Annotated in this window: 19 protein-coding genes; 16 read left to right on the top strand and 3 right to left on the bottom strand. The window is 55.6% G+C overall.

Annotation, left to right across the window (positions count from 1 at the left end):
• Positions 1 to 378 (bottom strand): HTH domain-containing protein (locus tag ACFFSY_RS11215; RefSeq protein ID WP_377493838.1); only part of this gene is annotated, 378 nt, incomplete at its 3' end.
• 289 nt (positions 379 to 667) lie between these two features.
• On the opposite strand from ACFFSY_RS11215, the gene sigY reads away from it, so the two are divergent.
• The 7 genes from sigY (at position 668) to ACFFSY_RS11180 (ending at position 4,378) form a co-directional block, all read left to right on the top strand.
• Positions 668 to 1,207, top strand: a complete 540-nt coding sequence (gene sigY, locus ACFFSY_RS11210) for an RNA polymerase sigma factor SigY (RefSeq protein ID WP_377493836.1) — start codon at positions 668 to 670, stop codon at positions 1,205 to 1,207.
• Positions 1,204 to 1,653 (top strand): YxlC family protein, encoded by a 450-nt coding sequence (locus ACFFSY_RS11205; RefSeq protein WP_377493834.1) that lies wholly within the window; start codon positions 1,204 to 1,206, stop codon positions 1,651 to 1,653. The genes sigY and ACFFSY_RS11205 overlap by 4 nt, the downstream gene beginning before the upstream one ends.
• Complete coding sequence (locus ACFFSY_RS11200) at positions 1,641 to 1,865, top strand: hypothetical protein (protein WP_377493832.1); 225 nt, start codon at positions 1,641 to 1,643, stop codon at positions 1,863 to 1,865. The genes ACFFSY_RS11205 and ACFFSY_RS11200 overlap by 13 nt, the downstream gene beginning before the upstream one ends.
• 101 nt (positions 1,866 to 1,966) lie before the next feature.
• Positions 1,967 to 2,179 carry a PLD nuclease N-terminal domain-containing protein gene (locus ACFFSY_RS11195; protein ID WP_377493830.1) on the top strand — a complete coding sequence of 71 codons (213 nt, stop codon included), beginning with the start codon at positions 1,967 to 1,969 and terminating at the stop codon, positions 2,177 to 2,179.
• The gene (locus ACFFSY_RS11190) at positions 2,176 to 3,108 is read left to right on the top strand and encodes an ABC transporter ATP-binding protein (protein WP_377493828.1); all 933 of its coding nucleotides are present in this window, start codon (positions 2,176 to 2,178) and stop codon (positions 3,106 to 3,108) included. The genes ACFFSY_RS11195 and ACFFSY_RS11190 overlap by 4 nt, the downstream gene beginning before the upstream one ends.
• Positions 3,105 to 3,872, top strand: a complete 768-nt coding sequence (locus ACFFSY_RS11185) for an ABC transporter permease (RefSeq protein WP_377493826.1) — start codon at positions 3,105 to 3,107, stop codon at positions 3,870 to 3,872. The genes ACFFSY_RS11190 and ACFFSY_RS11185 overlap by 4 nt, the downstream gene beginning before the upstream one ends.
• 125 nt (positions 3,873 to 3,997) lie before the next feature.
• Positions 3,998 to 4,378 carry an ATPase gene (locus tag ACFFSY_RS11180; protein ID WP_377493824.1) on the top strand — a complete coding sequence of 127 codons (381 nt, stop codon included), beginning with the start codon at positions 3,998 to 4,000 and terminating at the stop codon, positions 4,376 to 4,378.
• A gap of 142 nt (positions 4,379 to 4,520) precedes the next feature.
• Here ACFFSY_RS11180 and ACFFSY_RS11175 read toward each other — a convergent pair whose 3' ends face one another.
• Complete coding sequence (locus ACFFSY_RS11175) at positions 4,521 to 5,366, bottom strand: hypothetical protein (RefSeq protein WP_377493822.1); 846 nt, start codon at positions 5,364 to 5,366, stop codon at positions 4,521 to 4,523.
• A gap of 278 nt (positions 5,367 to 5,644) precedes the next feature.
• Between ACFFSY_RS11175 and ACFFSY_RS11170 the strand changes: the two genes are divergently transcribed.
• The 8 genes from ACFFSY_RS11170 (at position 5,645) to ACFFSY_RS11135 (ending at position 15,636) form a co-directional block, all read left to right on the top strand.
• The gene (locus ACFFSY_RS11170; RefSeq protein WP_377493820.1) at positions 5,645 to 6,409 is read left to right on the top strand and encodes an SDR family oxidoreductase; all 765 of its coding nucleotides are present in this window, start codon (positions 5,645 to 5,647) and stop codon (positions 6,407 to 6,409) included.
• A 254-nt stretch (positions 6,410 to 6,663) separates the two neighbouring features.
• Positions 6,664 to 7,407: a sulfite exporter TauE/SafE family protein gene (locus ACFFSY_RS11165; protein ID WP_377493818.1), complete on the top strand. Its 744-nt coding sequence runs from the start codon at positions 6,664 to 6,666 to the stop codon at positions 7,405 to 7,407.
• 90 nt (positions 7,408 to 7,497) lie between these two features.
• A complete protein-coding gene (gene gatC, locus ACFFSY_RS11160) occupies positions 7,498 to 7,785 on the top strand; it encodes an Asp-tRNA(Asn)/Glu-tRNA(Gln) amidotransferase subunit GatC (RefSeq protein WP_377493816.1) in 288 nt (95 codons plus the stop codon).
• A 79-nt stretch (positions 7,786 to 7,864) separates the two neighbouring features.
• The gene (gene gatA / locus ACFFSY_RS11155) at positions 7,865 to 9,322 is read left to right on the top strand and encodes an Asp-tRNA(Asn)/Glu-tRNA(Gln) amidotransferase subunit GatA (protein ID WP_377493814.1); all 1,458 of its coding nucleotides are present in this window, start codon (positions 7,865 to 7,867) and stop codon (positions 9,320 to 9,322) included.
• Positions 9,323 to 9,456: 134 nt separating this feature from the next.
• A complete protein-coding gene (gatB, locus tag ACFFSY_RS11150; protein WP_377493812.1) occupies positions 9,457 to 10,899 on the top strand; it encodes an Asp-tRNA(Asn)/Glu-tRNA(Gln) amidotransferase subunit GatB in 1,443 nt (480 codons plus the stop codon).
• Between the two features lie 432 nt (positions 10,900 to 11,331).
• Complete coding sequence (locus tag ACFFSY_RS11145) at positions 11,332 to 13,266, top strand: DUF4097 family beta strand repeat-containing protein (protein WP_377493810.1); 1,935 nt, start codon at positions 11,332 to 11,334, stop codon at positions 13,264 to 13,266.
• Positions 13,267 to 13,340: 74 nt separating this feature from the next.
• Positions 13,341 to 13,772, top strand: coding sequence for a peroxide-responsive transcriptional repressor PerR (gene perR / locus ACFFSY_RS11140; RefSeq protein WP_377493808.1), 432 nt, complete (start codon positions 13,341 to 13,343; stop codon positions 13,770 to 13,772).
• A gap of 184 nt (positions 13,773 to 13,956) precedes the next feature.
• A complete protein-coding gene (locus ACFFSY_RS11135; protein WP_377493806.1) occupies positions 13,957 to 15,636 on the top strand; it encodes a glycosyl hydrolase family 18 protein in 1,680 nt (559 codons plus the stop codon).
• Positions 15,637 to 15,707: 71 nt separating this feature from the next.
• Here ACFFSY_RS11135 and ACFFSY_RS11130 read toward each other — a convergent pair whose 3' ends face one another.
• Positions 15,708 to 16,064 carry a YgzB family protein gene (locus tag ACFFSY_RS11130; protein ID WP_377493804.1) on the bottom strand — a complete coding sequence of 119 codons (357 nt, stop codon included), beginning with the start codon at positions 16,062 to 16,064 and terminating at the stop codon, positions 15,708 to 15,710.
• A 168-nt stretch (positions 16,065 to 16,232) separates the two neighbouring features.
• Here ACFFSY_RS11130 and ACFFSY_RS11125 point away from each other — a divergent pair, with 168 nt between their 5' ends.
• Complete coding sequence (locus tag ACFFSY_RS11125; protein WP_377493802.1) at positions 16,233 to 17,078, top strand: nucleotidyltransferase-like protein; 846 nt, start codon at positions 16,233 to 16,235, stop codon at positions 17,076 to 17,078.
• The last annotated feature ends 380 nt before the right edge of the window (positions 17,079 to 17,458 follow it).

Here is a 17,458-nt window from a genome sequence, read left to right as displayed (position 1 = left end):
TTTTACGTATGCCAACTGAGCCTCTAGAAGAATAATTTTCGCTTCCTGCCTAGCGATGATCTCTTCTTGCGATAATACACGTTTTGAGGGACGCAGCACGGCTTCTTTACGCGAGTCCGCTAATCCAACAATACCGTCCTTCTCATAGGCCTTCTTCCAACGATCCGCACACTGTTCCACTCGTTTCATTCCGAGCATCTCCACATCAAACCCACTTGCCTCGAAAATCTCCCTTGGCGTTCGTCCCAGCATATATTGATCGATGAACAGACGTTTAAATTCATCCGCATAGGTAATCGACTTTTCGCTTACCCGTAAGACGTTAGGATTCAAAGCTAATCGTTCTCGTTCCATTTGATTGAAGTGTTTTTTGCTCATTTTGTTCGCCCCCACTGTTGTCATCAGTATACAAAAAGGTACCCATACACTAAACACTTTTTTTGAAGTGTCCAGTGTATGGGTACCAGTTTACAGAGGGTCGCTCTTTTTTTCGCGGAAGGGAACAATAAACGCAAGCGCATGGGTCGGGCGAATTGCGAGGACTAGACTTAATCATCCGTTATACTGAAGGTGACGCAGGTCGCTCGAAAAAATATTTTCCGGGGCCGTGAACATTTTCGAACCCTTAAGCGTCACATGGCCAGATAGAGAGAAAGGGGAGGCACGCATGGAGGCAATCGCGGGGACGATGGACGAAGAGACAGCGGTGAGACTTGCGATCCGCGGCGATGAACAGGCGCTGGCCGAGCTGCTGCGGGACAACTACGCGCTGCTCTATCGCTATCTCCTCAAGGTTACGATGCATAAGGCGATGACCGAGGATCTGGTGCAGGAGACGATGGTGAAGGCGATCGAGCGGATCGGCTCGTTCCAGCGCAAATCGAAGTTTTCCACGTGGCTGATCACGATCGGGACCCGTCTCTATATGGACGAGATGCGCAAGAAGCAGCGGGAGCGCAAATGGCAGACCGGCGAGCAGGCGCTGCAGGCGATCCGGTTCGAGACGGCGATGCGCCAGGAGGAATGGCCGGAGATGTTAGAGGCGCTCGGTACGCTCAGCTACGACATTCGGGTGCCGGTCCTGTTGAAATATTACTATGGCTACGCGTACGACGAGATTGCGGCGCTGCTCGACATTCCGATGGGCACCGTCAAATCGCGGCTGCATAACGGGCTGAAACAATTGCGAAAGGAGTTGGGACGATGACGAAGGAGCGAGACAGAAATGCCGAGCAGAATGAACGGCCAAGGAAAACCAGCTCGAATGGAGCCTTCCCGCCGGGCGCGAATCGGGCCGATGAAGCGGCGCAAACGTCCACTCAGGACCGCCAAGCCGGGAGCGAAGAGGAGCTGAAGCAAGAACTAGCCGACGTTCTGCGGCAGTGGGATGCCCGCATCGAGCCGGCGCTTCCGCCGCTGGCCGCGTTCGAGCAGCTGGTCGGCACGCAGCGCGCGCGCAGCCGCACTCGTCTTTGGCGCGATTTGCTTGTCTTTTGGGCCGTGGCGGCGTTCGTGCTTGCGACGTTAGTTTTGGTGGTGCAGAGCAGCCTGTTAGGATTCGTCATTTTGCAAGCGACGGTATTTGTCGCCGCCATCGCGTTCGTCGCGACAGGCATTCGATCGAAGGAGGGGACGAGCGAATGGAGGAGTTAGAGAAGCTGAGAGATGTTCCGCTCTGGCTGATCGTCTTGATCGTCGCGATGGCGCTATGCCAATCGACATGGCTGTTCGTCGATGCCAAGCGGCGAAGCCGGTTCCCATGGTTTTGGGGACTGTGGGGGCTCATTCAAATTCCGATGCCATTCGTTATTTATTGGATCGTCGTGCGCAAAGGTTGGCCGGGCCGCATGTGGAAGCGGGAGTAGGGTAGAAAGGCGGCTCTAGCTCAACGTTAATGGAATGCGGCGAATGGTTAAGGCGATTGATGAACGAAGGCGGTCAATAATCTACGAAGTTAAAGGAGCGGATGGTCATGAACGAGATATTCGATTCGCAATTATGGGCAATTATAGCGCCCATTCTAGTGCTACAATTATGCCTTATTTTAACAGCGTTAACGGTGTGTGCGAGAGCGTCTGAGACGCGAGGGCCCAAATGGATGTGGGTGCTGATCATCGTGTTCGGGAACGTGCTCGGTCCCGTCTTGTTTTTCGCGGCGGGCAGGCGCTCCGGCCGATGAAGCATGATGGGATGGTGTTGGACGTAACGGCGCTTACGAAGCGTTTTGGCGATAAAACAGTGGTTGAATCCGTAAATTTTACGCTTGAGGATATGAGATGCACGGCACTGCTCGGCCCGAATGGCGCGGGCAAAACGACAACCATTCAAATGCTGGCGGGCTTGCTGCGCCCATCCTCCGGACATATTCGGCTGCTCGGCGTAGGCAATGACGGCGATCCGCGCCGCTCGATCGGCTATCTGCCGCAGCACCCTGCATTCCATTCTTGGATGAGCGGTCGCGAATATATGGTGTACGCGGGTCGGCTTTGCGGGTTGACCCGCAAAGCCGCGATGGCAGCATCGGAAGACCTGCTCGATCGCGTTGGATTGAAGGCGGCCGCCCGGGAGCGAATCGGGGGTTATTCCGGCGGCATGAAGCAGCGCCTGGGCATCGCGCAAGCGCTCATCCATCGTCCCAAGCTTCTCATCTTGGACGAGCCGATGTCTGCGCTCGATCCGATCGGAAGGCGGGAAGTTATGGCGCTGCTTCGGGACGTGAAGCGCGAGACGACCGTACTCTATTCCACGCATGTGCTACACGATGCGGAGGCGCTTTGCGACGATATTCTCCTATTGCGTGAAGGGCAGTTGGTCGAACACGGTTCGTTATCGGAGGTGCGTGCGCGGAACCGGCAGCCGGTCATCGTCGTGGAGACGGAGCAGGATGAAACGTCGCGAAGATGGGTGCAGCGTTGGCTGCAATCGGAAGCGGAGTACGTTTCCGGCACGGAGCGGCTCGAGACGGGAATCCGGCTTGTCGTACGAGATCTGGAAATTGCGCGCGATGCGATTCTGCGCGATATTACGAATGCCGGCGTGCGCGTGACGCGGCTCGATATGGGTCAGACGACGCTGGAAGACATCTTCTTGAAGGCGGTGGCGCAATGACAGTCTGGTGGGTGCTGTGCAAGAAGGAATGGAGCGAGCTTCTGCGGAGCTACAAATTATTGTGGGTGCCGATCGTCTTTCTGCTGCTCGGCGGATCGCAGCCGGTGGCGATGTATTTCATGCCCGAGATTATCGAGCAATCTGGCGGATTGCCGCCAGGTGCAATCATCGACATTCCACTGCCGCAAACCTATGAAGTGCTAGGGCAGACGCTGCAGCAATTCGGGCTCATCGGTCTCCTCGTGCTTACGCTGGCCGGGATGGGCAGCATCTCGGGGGAGCGATTGTTGGGAACTGCGGTTCTGACCTTGGTGAAGCCCGTCTCGCGCATGGCTTATGTGACGAGCAAATGGGCGGCACTTCTTACGCTGGCCTCTATCGCGCTCGGGGCCGGCTATGGATCGGCTTGTTATTATACATCCGCCTTGTTTGGGTTCGTATCTTGGAAGGAGGCGCTGCTCGCGGCAGCTTTATTCGCACTTTGGGCTTGCGTCGTCCTCACCCTGACACTGGCTCTCAGCGCCTTACTGGGCAGCGGCGCGGCGGCCGCTTTCGTCTCGCTGGCCGTCGCCATGGTCGTCGTTCTGCTGACGGGCGCTTTTCCGAATGTGCTGGTTTGGAGCCCCGGGGCAATTCCGGGGTTGGCCTCGGGGGTGTTAGCCGGCGAAGTGTGGCCTGCGAATGGCAGTCTAGCGATTGTCGTCGCCTTCGCAGTGATGGCCGGTTCGTTGGCCGCAGCTGTCAAATTCGGACGGTTGACGTAAGGTAGGCAACAGCTCTCGGACTCGTTCTTTTGCAAACCCACGAATTTCATCGGAATTGGACTTCCCTGTTCCTTTCTAGTAGGATAGAATAGTAGAAACGAGCTAGTAGAGGCAGGGGTGCGAATATGCTCAAACTGGGGCAGAAGATCGTCGTTGTTTCCGACTTATTTGAACAGAATCTCCCGATTGGGGAGTACGGATATATTATTGCTTTCGACCGTAACGCAGATAATGCTTTCGATTACGTCATTCGGGTGCCGAAGATGAATCGCAATTTCTACGTGCCGGCCGAGGACGTCGAGCTCGAGGAAGTGCTGCTGACGCTGGAGGCCGAGCGTATCGAGCGGGAAGCGCTGATCGACTTCGCGCTGGCGACCCATAACGAAGAGCTGTTCCGACGTATCATGAGCGGCGGGGAGCAGCCGGAAGAAGCGGCTGCCGACGACAACGAGGTGCAGACGAAGGAAGATTTTATTCGGCAGATTCATTTGAAGGCATGGATATAGGCGATGCAGAACGGTGAAGGGCGTCCGATTGAATTCGGGCGTCTTTTTGCTTCTTGAGATGACATAAGGGAAGAGCCTGCCGCGCCGGCAGGCTCTTCCCTTATGTTTTGCCGCTTACTTGCGAGTCATTGACCCAACTCGTTTAAGCAGATGTGCCCGAAGCCGAAGTGGAAGTCGAAGTCGTCGTGCTGCTTTGACCGCTCGTCTTGCCAGCAGGCGCTTGGCCTTTGTCTCCGCGCGGACCGCCGTGTCCGCGTCCGCCGAAGCCTTTGCCGGAGAACTCGCCGTTCACGATGCTTTTGGCCTGCTCGGCGGATTTCGCCTTTTGCGCCGTCGCTTGCTCGCTTGTGAGCTTGCCGTCTGTTACGGCTTGGTCGATTTGCGCGTCGATCGCCGCCTGCACTTTCGTAATGATCGTCGCCGTGTCGATGCCTTTCTCGGTTGCGAGCGCCGCGATCGTCTTGCCTGCGGCGAGCTGCTCCTTCAGCGCGTCTTCGGTCAGGCCGAGCGCCGTTGCGACCGTGGCGAGCTGGTTGCCGCCGAAGCCGTGGCCGAATGCTTTTCCGCCCTCAGGCAGCGTTTGCTTGCTCGTGATGTACGCGTCGAGGTTCGCGTTAAAGTTCGTTTTCTCTTCGGCTTGACGCGCTTCGAACGCGGAAGTAAGCGCTGCTTTCAGCTGCTCGTTCGACACACCCTGCGCCGCTGCGATCTCGGCAAGCGTGCTGCCTGCGGCAAGTTTCTCCTGCAATGCGGCTTGGTCGAGCTTGAGCAGCGTCAACACGTCCCCGGAGATGAGCCTAGCGCCGCCGAAGCCGCCTTTACCGCCGTGTCCTTCGTGATTTTGTTTTGCCATTGTGCCTGTCGCGGTGCTGGATACGCTCGTCTTTGCATTCGTCGTCGTTGTCGCGCTCGTAGCGGCATAAGCGCTCAGCGGGATCATCACGGCGAGAGCGGCAGTCATACCTACGGTTTTCATGTACTTGTTCATGTCAATTACCTCCTGATGGTTGTTTGTTTCGGTTATCGTCATGTGGCGTGTTATTCGTGTTGCTCATCCTTACAAGATCGATTATGGCCGTCTAACCTTAAGTCAAAGTGAAAACAACCTTAGCGCAAGTTGAGCGTTCGCTGAGGGTTTGCTGAATGAATGTATGCCGCTCTTGCGGTTCGTTTCGTCCGGATAGCGGCCCGAATAGGAGAGCAACTTTTTGAAATTCGGCCTATGGTACAACTGGAGGTGAGAACAAGCAGAGGAGTTGGAGGAGTATGGAGAAGCTGCAAGGAAAGTCGGCGCTCGTGACGGGTGCAAGCCGGGGGATCGGTCGAGCCATTGCGAAACGGCTCGCGAAGGAAGGCGCGCTCGTGGCGGTTCATTATCGTCAAGGAGGCGAAGCGGCCGAAGAAGTCGTTCGCGAAATAACTCAGGCCGGCGGAACGGCGTTTGCGCTGGGGGCGGAGCTTGGCACATTAGATGGCATCGCGCAATTATATGAACAGCTGGATATTGAATTGCGCGCTCGGACGGGGGAAGTGGGATTCGACATCCTCGTCAATAACGCGGGCATTGGACTGGTAGCCAGCATCGAGGAGACGACGGAACGCCAATTCGACGAGGTGGCGAGTTTGAATATGAAAGCGCCATTCTTCCTTGTCCAGCAAGCGCTGCCCAGGCTTCGGGACGATGGACGCGTCATTAATCTGTCATCCGCCGTCACGAGAATCTCGCTGCCTGTCATTCCGGCTTACAGCATGACCAAAGGGGCGATCAACGCGCTGACGCTCTCGCTCGCGAACCAGCTTGCCGTGCGCGGCATTACGATCAACGCGATTCAACCCGGATTTGTCGCGACGGATATGAACGCGGCCATGCTGCAGGATCCGGCTTCCAGAGAAGCCGGGGCGAAATATTCGATCTTCGGCAGGTGGGGGGAGCCGGCGGATGTTGCGGACATCGCGGCATTTTTGGCTTCGCCGGACAGCCGGTGGATTACCGGGCAATGCATCGATGCGAGCGGAGGAACCCACCTGTAATGTTGTTCGCATGTGTTGTCTTGCGGAGGAAGGAGTTTGGCATATCGCCGAACTCCTTTTTCGTATGTTCGTGTCCTGCGGCAGCATCCCGGCTATCGGTAGGCATGTGCCCCAAGTAATTGTGGAGAGTCTGATATATGACCCTATTTTTATATACATAAGCTTGAAATCCCGATTGTAGGAGAAACTGGTCCAGTATATGCTGTCAGTATTGTTATATGACTATGCGTTTATAAGAGGGGATCTGTTGCAGCATGGAAGAAACTTGGATCTGGTTCGTGACTACGTTTTTGATTACAACCGCGGCAGGCATCGCGCAGGGGCTCACGGGCTTCGGATTCGCGCTGATCGCAATGCCGATCTTGGGCACGACGCTGGGCATGCGGTCGGCGGTCGTCGTCGTCGTCATTTTAAGTTTGCTGACGAACTTCGCAGTGCTTGCGCCGATCCGCCGTCATGTCCATTTAGGGGGCATGTGGATGCTCATATTATCGAGTTTTGCCGCGGCACCGCTCGGCGCTTGGCTGTTGGCCGCCGCGCCGGCTGCCGCTTTGAAGCTGGCCGCCGGCGTGCTCGTCTCCGTCTTCGCACTGATTCAGCTGCGCGGCGCCTCCTTTCCGATAAGCGGTACCCGTCTTTCCTATCCGCTGACGGGCGCGCTTAGCGGCATGCTGAACGGAAGCATTTCGCTCAGCGGACCGCCGGTCGCCTTGTTTCTGTCCGCCAGCGGCATGGACAAAATGCGTTTCCGCGCGAATCTGACGTTCTTCGCGCTCGCCCTCAACATCGTCACGATCGCGATGTACTTCGGCCAAGACCTGCTAACGACCGATGTGCTGCGCGGCTGTCTCGCCGGCATTCCTGGGATGGTCGTCGGCGTTGCGCTCGGCATATCGTTGGCGGGCAAAGTCGCAGAATCCGCTTTCCGAAGGCTCGTTCTCCTATTCTTAACCTGCTCTGGTCTATGGACGTTAATCTCGGGTCTGCTATCGTTTTAACGCCCCTAAATTCATTGAGTTTGCACGGACCATTACGCTATAATATGAAGAATGCGAGCATAAAGGCTGGAAAGGGAGGGGCATTTGCCCATGAGCATTACGCTGAAGGACGTTGAGCATGTTGCCAAATTGGCGCGGCTTGCGCTGACCGAGCAGGAGAAAGAGCAGTTCACCGGTCAGTTGAACGCGATTTTGAAATATGCGGAGAAGCTGAACCAGCTGGATACCGACGGCATCGAACCGACGAGCCACGTGCTTCCGGTGACGAACGTCATGCGCGAAGACGAAGTGCGGGAATCCGTATCGAACGAGACCGCGCTGAAGAACGCGCCGGACGAAGAGGACGGTCAGTTCAAAGTGCCGGCGGTATTGGAATAGCGCGGCATCAAGTTGCGGAAGAAGACGCGGTATGCAGCCACGAGCGGCATGCGGCGATTGCTGAAGGGAGGAACGACTGTTGGCTTTATTCGATATGCGCCTGCAGGAAGTACATAACAAGCTGGTTGGCAAGGAGCTGACCGTAGCGGATTTGGTGGACGCTTCGTTCAACCGGATCGGGCAGACGGACGAGGCGGTCCGGGCATTTCTGACCTTGAATGAGGAAGGCGCGCGCGCCGCGGCGGCGGAGCTGGACAAGCAGCTGGCAGACGGCGGCGAGCGAGGGTTGTTGTTCGGCTTGCCTGCAGGCTTGAAGGACAATATGGTAACGGAAGGGCTCTTGACGACGTGCGCGAGCCAGTTCCTGCGCAACTACGACCCGATTTACGACGGAACGGCGGTCAAGAAGCTGAAAGCCGCGCAATCGGTCTTGATCGGCAAATTGAACATGGACGAATTCGCGATGGGCGGCTCGAACGAGAACTCCAGCTTCTATCCGACACGCAACCCGTGGAATACCGATTACGTGCCTGGCGGCTCCAGCGGCGGTTCGGCGGCGACGGTGGCGGCGGGACAAGTGTACTTCTCGCTCGGCTCCGACACCGGCGGTTCGATCCGCCAACCTGCCGCGTATTGCGGCGTCGTTGGCTTGAAGCCGACTTATGGCCTCGTGTCCCGATTCGGTCTCGTGGCGTTCGCGTCTTCGCTCGACCAGATCGGGCCGATCACGAAGAACGTCGAGGATTCCGCTTACGTGCTGCAAGCGATCGCGGGCTACGATCCGATGGACTCCACGTCCGCGAACGTCGAGATTCCGGACTATACTTCGGCGCTGACGGGCGACGTGAAAGGTCTTCGCATCGGCGTGCCGAAGGAATACCTTGGTCAAGGCATCGATCCGAAGGTGAAAGAAGCGGTGCTGGCCGCGTTGCGCGTCTACGAGAGCCTTGGCGCGACGTGGGAAGAAGTATCCCTTCCGCATACGGAATACGCGGTGGCCGCTTACTATATCTTGGCGTCCTCCGAAGCTTCTTCGAATCTAGCCCGTTTTGACGGCGTGCGTTACGGCGTGCGCGCGGACAATCCGGACAACCTGATCGACATGTACCGCAAGTCCCGCAGCCAAGGCTTCGGGCCTGAAGTGAAGCGCCGCATCATGCTCGGGACGTACGCGCTCAGCTCCGGCTATTATGACGCGTATTATTTGAAGGCGCAGAAGGTCCGGACGCTGATCAAGCAAGACTTCGACCACGTGTTCGAGAAGTATGACCTCATCATCGGCCCGACGGCCCCTACGCCGGCTTTCCGGCTCGGCGAACAAGTCGGCGACCCGCTGACGATGTATTTGAACGATATCGTGACGATTCCGGTCAGCCTGGCGGGCGTGCCGGCGATCAGCGTGCCTTGCGGCTTCGCGGACGGTCTGCCGATCGGCTTGCAAATCATCGGCAAGGCGTTCGACGAGCGGACCGTGCTTCGCGCGGCCCACGCCTACGAGCAGCATACCGATCATCACCAACAACGCCCGCAGCTGTAGGCGCGGGATGACCTATCAGCTTCGATGAACCGCCGATCGACCACGCCGTCTATCCGTGCTGACAGGCCGTGAGTTTACGTGCGTAACCGGGGGGAATCGAAGCCGAGCTTGAAGGAAGCGGAGGGCTATAAGCGATGTTTGAAGCGAACAAATACGAAACGGTAGTCGGGCTTGAAGTTCACGTCGAGCTCCATACGAAGAGCAAAATCTTCTGCGGCTGTTCCACGTCCTTCGGCGCCCCGCCGAATACTCATACATGTCCGATCTGTTTGGGCCACCCGGGCGTTTTGCCCGTGCTTAACAAGCAGGCGGTAGAATATGCCATGAAAGCGGCGATGGCACTTAATTGCACGGTTGCCGACGTTAGCAAATTCGACCGGAAGAACTATTTTTATCCGGACTCGCCGAAGGCGTATCAGATTTCTCAGTACGACAAGCCAATCGGCGAGAACGGCTACATCGATATCGAAGTGAACGGGCAAACGAAGCGAATCGGCATAACCCGTCTCCACTTGGAGGAAGACGCGGGCAAGCTGTCGCACGTCGAGGGCGGTTACGCTTCCCTCGTGGACTTTAACCGCGTCGGCACGCCGCTCGTCGAGATCGTGTCCGAACCGGACATTCGCACGCCGGAGGAAGCGAAAGCCTACCTCGAGAAGCTGCGGGCGATTATGCTGTACTGCGACGTTTCCGATGTGAAGATGGAAGAAGGCTCCATGCGGTGCGATGCCAACATTTCCTTGCGCCCTTATGGTCAAGAGAAATTCGGTACCCGCGCGGAGCTGAAGAACATGAACTCCTTCCGAGGCGTTGTGCGCGGTCTCGAATACGAGCAGATGCGTCAAGCCGATATTTTGGACAGCGGCGGCGAAGTCGTGCAGGAGACGCGGCGCTTTGATGACGCTCAGGGCAAGACATTCTCGATGCGCGGCAAGGAAGAAGCGCATGATTACCGTTATTTCCCGGATCCGGATTTGGTCGTCATGCATATCGACGCCGAGTGGAAAGAGCGCGTCCGCGCTTCGATTCCCGAACTGCCGGATGCGCGCAAAGCCCGGTATACGACTGAATACGGCTTACCGGCCTATGACGCGGAAGTCATTACGACTTCCAAGAAGCTCGCGGATTTCTTCGAGGAGAGCCTTCAATATACGAAGGACGCCAAGCAGGTGTCGAATTGGATTATGGGCGAGCTGCTCGGCTACTTGAATGCCAACAACTTGGAACTCGAAGACGTCAAGATCACCAGCCAAGGCCTAGGCGAGATGATCGGGCTGCTGGAGAAGGGCACGATCAACGGCAAGATCGCCAAGACGGTATTCAAGTCGATGCTCGAATCCGGCAAGCTGCCGCAACAGATCGTCGAGGAGCAGGGACTCGTCCAAATCAGCGACGAAGGCGCGGTCAAGGCGATCGTCGTCGAGATCGTCGAAGCGAATCCGCAGTCGGTTGCCGACTTTAAGGCAGGCAAGGACAAAGCGATCGGCTTCCTGGTCGGCCAAGTGATGAAAGCATCCAAGGGCAAGGCGAACCCGGCGCTGGCGAACAAGCTGCTGCTGGAGCGGCTGAGTCAATAACGAAGCGCGCGAAGGAATCTTCCGTCCACCGTCAACGGGTGGAACGGAAGGTTCCTTTTTTCGTATGCAGCACTGACGAATACCCGCTTTCTCACGTACGGCTAATCCGCATATTCCTCGCCCGAGCTATGTATCTAATAGGATGCGTCTTGCCAAACGTCCCGCTCTATCGCTTGGATGTCATACCGTTACAACTGCCCGCTGCATCATCTCTAGGCGCCTCCCCGCAGAATCCCTGACTCCGTCTTAACGGGGACGCATTCCGATTATGCGGGCTTGTCTGGTGGTAAGGAAGTCTCGAATGCCGAGCACGGATGCCTGCCGCGATTTTGATCGGGGTGTGGTACAATAAGGGCAACTTTGCATGGCGGAAGCAACTTTGGAACCAAAAAGTAAACACTACAATCGTATTTTGTCGGAGGGGGGATGCAGATGGAGCGGATCTCGAGGCGCAGGGCAGCAGTGGCTACGCTTGCGGCGTTTCTATGCCCGGGAGCCGGTCATCTGCTGCTCGGGCTGCCGCTGAAAGGCTTGCTCCTGCTGGCCGGGGCGTTGACCGACATCGTGGCGATGATTCATTTTGCCGACTTGGCGGGCGGCCGATTCGCGCTGCTGCTCGTATACTTGGGGCTGGCGGTACCCGCGTTTTGGTTCTATAGCGTATTCGGTACGCTTCAGGAGTCGTCTCGGATCAAACAAGCCGCTGGCGAACCGAGTCTTCAGCCGGGGACGTTGGCTTCGGTGCTGCAAGGCGCCTTGATCGCGCTGCTCGGAGCCATTATGCTCGTCTTTCTGGCACCGCCGGAATGGTTTGCCGAATTGCTGGAAGACAACGGCAACGATATCACCGGCATAGGATTGATCGTAATTGCGTTCATCTACGCGTATAGGAGGAGAGGGACGATGCTGCGCACGGGACGAATAACAGCTTCCTTGCTAATTTTATCAGTAGGTGGCCTTCTTTTATCCGATCAAATGGGCGGACGCAACGACATTGCGCTGTTAGGCAAATGGTGGCCGGCAGCATTCGTACTGCTTGGTATCGAGGTGATTGCGTACAGTCTCGCGTACCGCAAAAGGGAGGAACGGCTGCCATTTGACATCAGGGGCAGCTTTATGGCGGTCATGATCGCGATTACCGCGTTTTCGGTCACGCAATATGCGGCTATTCCGTTCAAGTGGCTCGATCAATGGAACGTCAACATGCCGGGAACTGCAAGCCTATCGGAGGAGAAAGGCTTCAAATATGAGAAGGAGAAACTGGAGGTGCCGCTTGGCGCGGACGTAGCGGCGATCGCGATTCAGAATCCGAACGGCTCTGTTACGGTTCGGAAGGGAGAGGTGTCGGAACTCACAATCGATACCGTCGTTTGGATCGATTCGGCGAACAAACAAGAAGCGGACGAAGCAGCGGCGGCATCGACGGTGGAAATTAGCGGCGAGGGGAAACTGGCCATTGAAGCGAAGGGGAAAGCTTATGGCGTAGATGGCAGCAGATTGCCCCGGATGAACGTAACCATCACCGTCCCGGCTGACTCGCATTTTGCCAAAGTCCCCGTCATCTCGGGCAACGTAGAAGGGACTGGCGGGACTGGCGGCAGTGAAACTTTACCTCCCGTCGATTCGTCAGAAGCAGTAGACGCGGCAGAAGGCGCGGACAACGAAGCTGAGCAGACCGGTTCCCCTGCCGATAACGCCGCTTCGCTTGCCGATGCGAATGACGCGCAGGAGCATGAGCCAGAGCCGACACAGGCCCGAATTACAATAACCGCAGGTAATGGAGCCATTCGGGCGGAAGGGCTTTTCCTTCCGGGCGGTCTCGCGATCCAAGGCACGAACGGCGAGATCCAGGTTTCCCGAATCGTGGGGGCTGTCGGGATCAAGACGAAGAATGGCGCCATATCGGTCGACCAGATTACGGGAGATGCGAACTTGGAAGTCGCCAACGGCGATATTACAGGCAGGCAGCTGGAAGGCGCCACGGATGCGACGACGTCAAGCGGTAGCATCAAGCTGGAGGATATTCGAGGCGGCGCGGAAATCGAGACCAAGAACGGGCAAATTACGATCGCGGAAGCGGCCTCAAGCCTTAGAGCCGACACGCTCAACGGAGAGATTGACATTCGCAGCAGTACGGTGGGCGGTGATTGGAATATTGACAGCTCGATCGGCGACATCCGTCTGTATGTTCCGGATACCGGCGGGTATTCCGTCAACGGTTCGGTAACTTTCGGCACGATTACGACCGATCTGCCGCTAGAGATCGGGAAGAAGACGATCCGCGGCACCGTGGGCGAAGATGCATACCGCATCGATATCGACGCCAACAGCAGCATCGCCATTAACCGTTATCTGCCATCGAATTGACGCGGCCGTTCATTGACAAAACGAAAAGTCTGCACGTACAATGGTTCTAACGAAGCAGAAAGGCGTGAAAGGGCATGGGTGCGACCGTTGAACAAGCACTTGAACAATTGAAAAGTACCGGCGTACGGATGACTCCTCAGCGTCATGCTATTCTGAGCTTCCTGATGGATTCGATGATACATCCGACAGCAGATGAAATTTACAAAGCGTTGTCCCCGGCTTTCCCGAGCATGAGCGTGGCGACTATTTATAACAATTTGAGGCTGTTCGTCGAAGCTGGTCTAGTCCGAGAGCTCACGTATGGCGACGATTCAAGCCGTTTTGACGCGGATTTGTCCGACCATTATCACGCGATATGCCGCCAGTGCGGCACCATCGTCGATTTTGATTACCCGTCGCTGACGGATGTCGAACAGACCGCATCAAAGGAAACCGGTTTTAAGGTAGAAGGGCATCGTATGGAGATTTACGGTCTTTGCGGAGACTGCGCGAAACCGCATTCGTAAGGGACGGCAGAGAATAGGCTCGCGATGGAAGCGTGCAGGGGGATAAGGCAAGAGCCTTTTCTTCTGCGCGTTTTTATTTTGGTCGTAGTTGGGACAAGGCTATCGATAGGAGGTACAGACAGGTTTGGAGATGCAGACGGTTCAAGTCAGGCCGAGGCGGAGAAAGCCCGGCGGTTTATTTCGAGTGCTATTGCGGTTATGCTTCTTTTTCTTGCTGGGAGTCGTCTTATTTGGCGTCTACTGGCTGTTTATACCGAATACGAAGATGGAGAAGCCGGAATACGGGCAGGAGCATCCGATCATAGTTGCTGGCAAGATAGCCAAGGGTGGCGCGATCATCGAAGGGGAGTCGATCAAGCTCCCGTTATCGGTACTAAAGGATTCGGCAGGGCTCGGGAACGATATTTGGTACGAAGAAGCCACCGGTTCCATCGTCCTCACGAACGCGCATCAGGTGCTGCGATTGAAGACTGATTTATTGACGGCTACATTGAATAGCAAGCCCTACGAACTAAGAGAAGCGGCTGAAGTGCAAGATGGCGAAGTGTATTTGCCGGTTACGCCGCTAGCTGAACTGTACGGGCTACAAGTTGATGTAGGGGAAGGGACGGGGATCGTAACGGTCATTCCCGCCGGCAAGTCCGTTCAGCGCGCCAAGACGGCGACGGATGCGGCCCTTCGCTCGTCACCGACGATCCGGGCTACGATTTACGAGAAGCTTCCGGTTGATGCGGAGGTCCGGATTTGGGGGGATGCGGATAATCCGGAATGGTATAGCGTGCAGGCGCAGAGCGGGACGACAGGCTACATGCCCAAAAGCAAGCTCGCTTTGACCGATATCGAACAAGTGAAGCAGCCGTCCTCCGAATCGCCGTTTATCGCGTGGAAAGTGATGGGACGCAAAATCAATTTAACTTGGGAAGGCGTCTACGCGAAGAAAACGGACGTGTCCGCGATTGGCGCGCTGAACGGCGTGAACGTTGTCAGTCCTACTTGGTTCGAACTCATCGACGGCTCCGGCAAAATCCGCAGCAAAGCGGACAAAGCCTACGTCGACTGGGCGGCCAAGCGGCAAACCCAGGTATGGGCGCTGTTCAGCAACGGCTTTGAGCCCCAGCGGACTACCCAAGCGCTCGCGACTGCCCAGTCCCGATTTAACATGATCCAACAGCTAGTCGCTTATGCGCAAATCTACCGCTTGCAGGGCATCAACATCGATTTCGAGAATGTCGAAACGTCGGACAAGGACAATTTGGTTCAATTCGTCCGGGAGCTGACGCCGATTCTTCACGAGCAAGGGCTGGTCGTGTCCATTGATGTTACCCCGAAGTCGAACAGTGAGATGTGGTCCGCGTTTCTGGATCGACCGGCGCTCGGTGAGATCGTCGATTTCATGATGTTGATGGCGTACGACGAGCACTGGGCTTCAAGCCCCAAAGCCGGATCGGTCGCCTCGCTCCCTTGGACGGAGAATTCGTTATTGCGTATTTTGGAAGAAGATCAAGTGCCGCCGGCCAAGTTGATCCTTGGCATGCCGCTGTACGCCAGAGTATGGACAGAGGCCAAGCAGGCGGATGGGATGACGAAGGTAAGCTCCAAGGCGCTCGGTATGCAGGCTGTCGACAAACTAATCGTTGAACGCAAGCTTAAACCTGTTTTCGATGCGCAGACCGGGCAGAATTATGTCGAATATGTGGAAGACGGCGCCAGGAAGCGCATATGGATAGAGGATGAAGTGTCGATTGCATCGCGTGTAGAGCTAGTAAGGAAATACGGTTTGGCGGGTGTCGCCACCTGGCAGCGTTCGTTCCAGAATAATCAGATCTGGGGCGTCATCGATCAAGCCTTGCAACAAAAGCCCTAATACCTAATTCAAAACGCCTCCCAGTGGGTAATACCCGTTGGAGAGGCGTTTATTATTGCCTTGCTATGTAGTTAGGCTTTCTCGGCAACGCCTTCGTCCAAGTCGGTGGCTTGGTTCGGATCAAGCGTCAGCTTCGTTTTGCAATACATACAACGGTCGGTTTTTCCTAGGATTTTCGTGTGGCGGTTGCATTCCGGGCAAATTAGAATGACGGCACTGGTCGACAGCATGCCGGCCCAGAAGTAGACGCCGACACTGAGCAGCATGGCGATCATGCCGATGACCATGAAGACGCCCGCGAACCATTTGCCGGCCTGTCCCCAGAAAACGATGCCGGATGTACCGAGAATCATAAGGCCCATGCCGAATAAAGTGAACAGCAATCCCCATAGCCGGAATTCATTGATTTTACTGGATTTGAAAAACATGATGGTGTCCTTTCTGACGGTTCCGAATCGATTTCTTGCGATTCTATGCAGGAAACCGGGCGGACATTGTCGAACATTTAATACACTGCGAAATCATTATAGCTCAAACTGTACAATGAAGCTATACGGGGGATTGTTGTTGTGGACCTGAGAGCGTATTTTCAACAGATGTTCGAAGAAGAGGAAGGCGTCATTGCCGTCGCTGTCGTTGAAAATCCTTATCCATACAGTCCGTTGATCGACGGATTGGATGTCATGATGCTCGTTGTTTCGTCACGATGCGACCTTCATCGCCAAACGGAACATGTGCGCATGAATGACAAGCATATCCTTATTCGGCGCATAAGTCCGTCAACACTTGAGCAATGGATTGCCAGCGGGGAGACCCGCAGCATGATACAATGGCTCGTTCGGGGGGAAATCCTGATGGATCGAGACAACTATTTGCTTCATATAAGGCAGCGGGTGCTCGCATTCCCTATAGAGATGAGGGAGAGCAAGCAAATCGTCGAGTTCGGCTGCTTTATGCGCAAGTATTATCAAGCCAAACAGGAACTGCAGGACGACAACCTGCTGGATTCGTACAGCAACGTGTTAGCAGCGCTCCACCATTGGGCGCACATTGTCCTGATTGAAGCAGGCATACATCCCGAGCTGACGGTTTGGAAGCAGACCAGACGATTCAATCCGGGCATCTATAAACTTTACGAACAACTGATCAACAGCAATGAGACGCTGGAACAACGTATTCAGCTGGTGCTTTTGGCGTGCGAGTTCTCGATAATGAGCTTAATGAAGTCCTGCTGCAAAATGCTTTTCGACGTGATGGCGGAGCGAGAGGAACCGTGGAGTATGATGGAGCTGCAGCTGCACCCAAGTTTAGATGGTCTCCAGCTTGATTTATCTCTCCTCATTCAAAAGCTCGTTAAGCGCGGTTATATAGACGAAGTTGCCGTAATACCGGCTTCCGGCGATACGGATGCCATGGAGCTGTGCTACCGGAATGTGATATGACTCGACTTAGAACGCAGACGATGCGTTCTTTTTTTGTCGAAAGCACTTGACGCGGGTAGGTACGTGTGATAAATTACTCACTATCGCCTCGAGCAAATCTGATTCGAAGCGACACGGCAATAAAGAAAAATAAAAAAAGTGCTTGCATCGATATGGGCGACTGTGATATATTATAAAAGTCGCCGCTGAGAGATGCGGTACGAAAAAGCAAAAGAACTTGTTCCTTGAAAACTGAACAATGAGCGATATGTCAAAGCTAGTGAAGTAATGAGCTAAACAAGCACTTCTCGACAAAATGCTGCTCGTAACCTCCGGTTACAGCAAACCAATTTGTCTTTTATGGAGAGTTTGATCCTGGCTCAGGACGAACGCTGGCGGCG

The organism is Paenibacillus aurantiacus, from assembly GCF_042431225.1.
GTDB lineage: Bacteria > Bacillota > Bacilli > Paenibacillales > Paenibacillaceae > Paenibacillus_Z > Paenibacillus_Z aurantiacus.
This window is presented reverse-complemented; position numbering and strand designations above follow the sequence as displayed.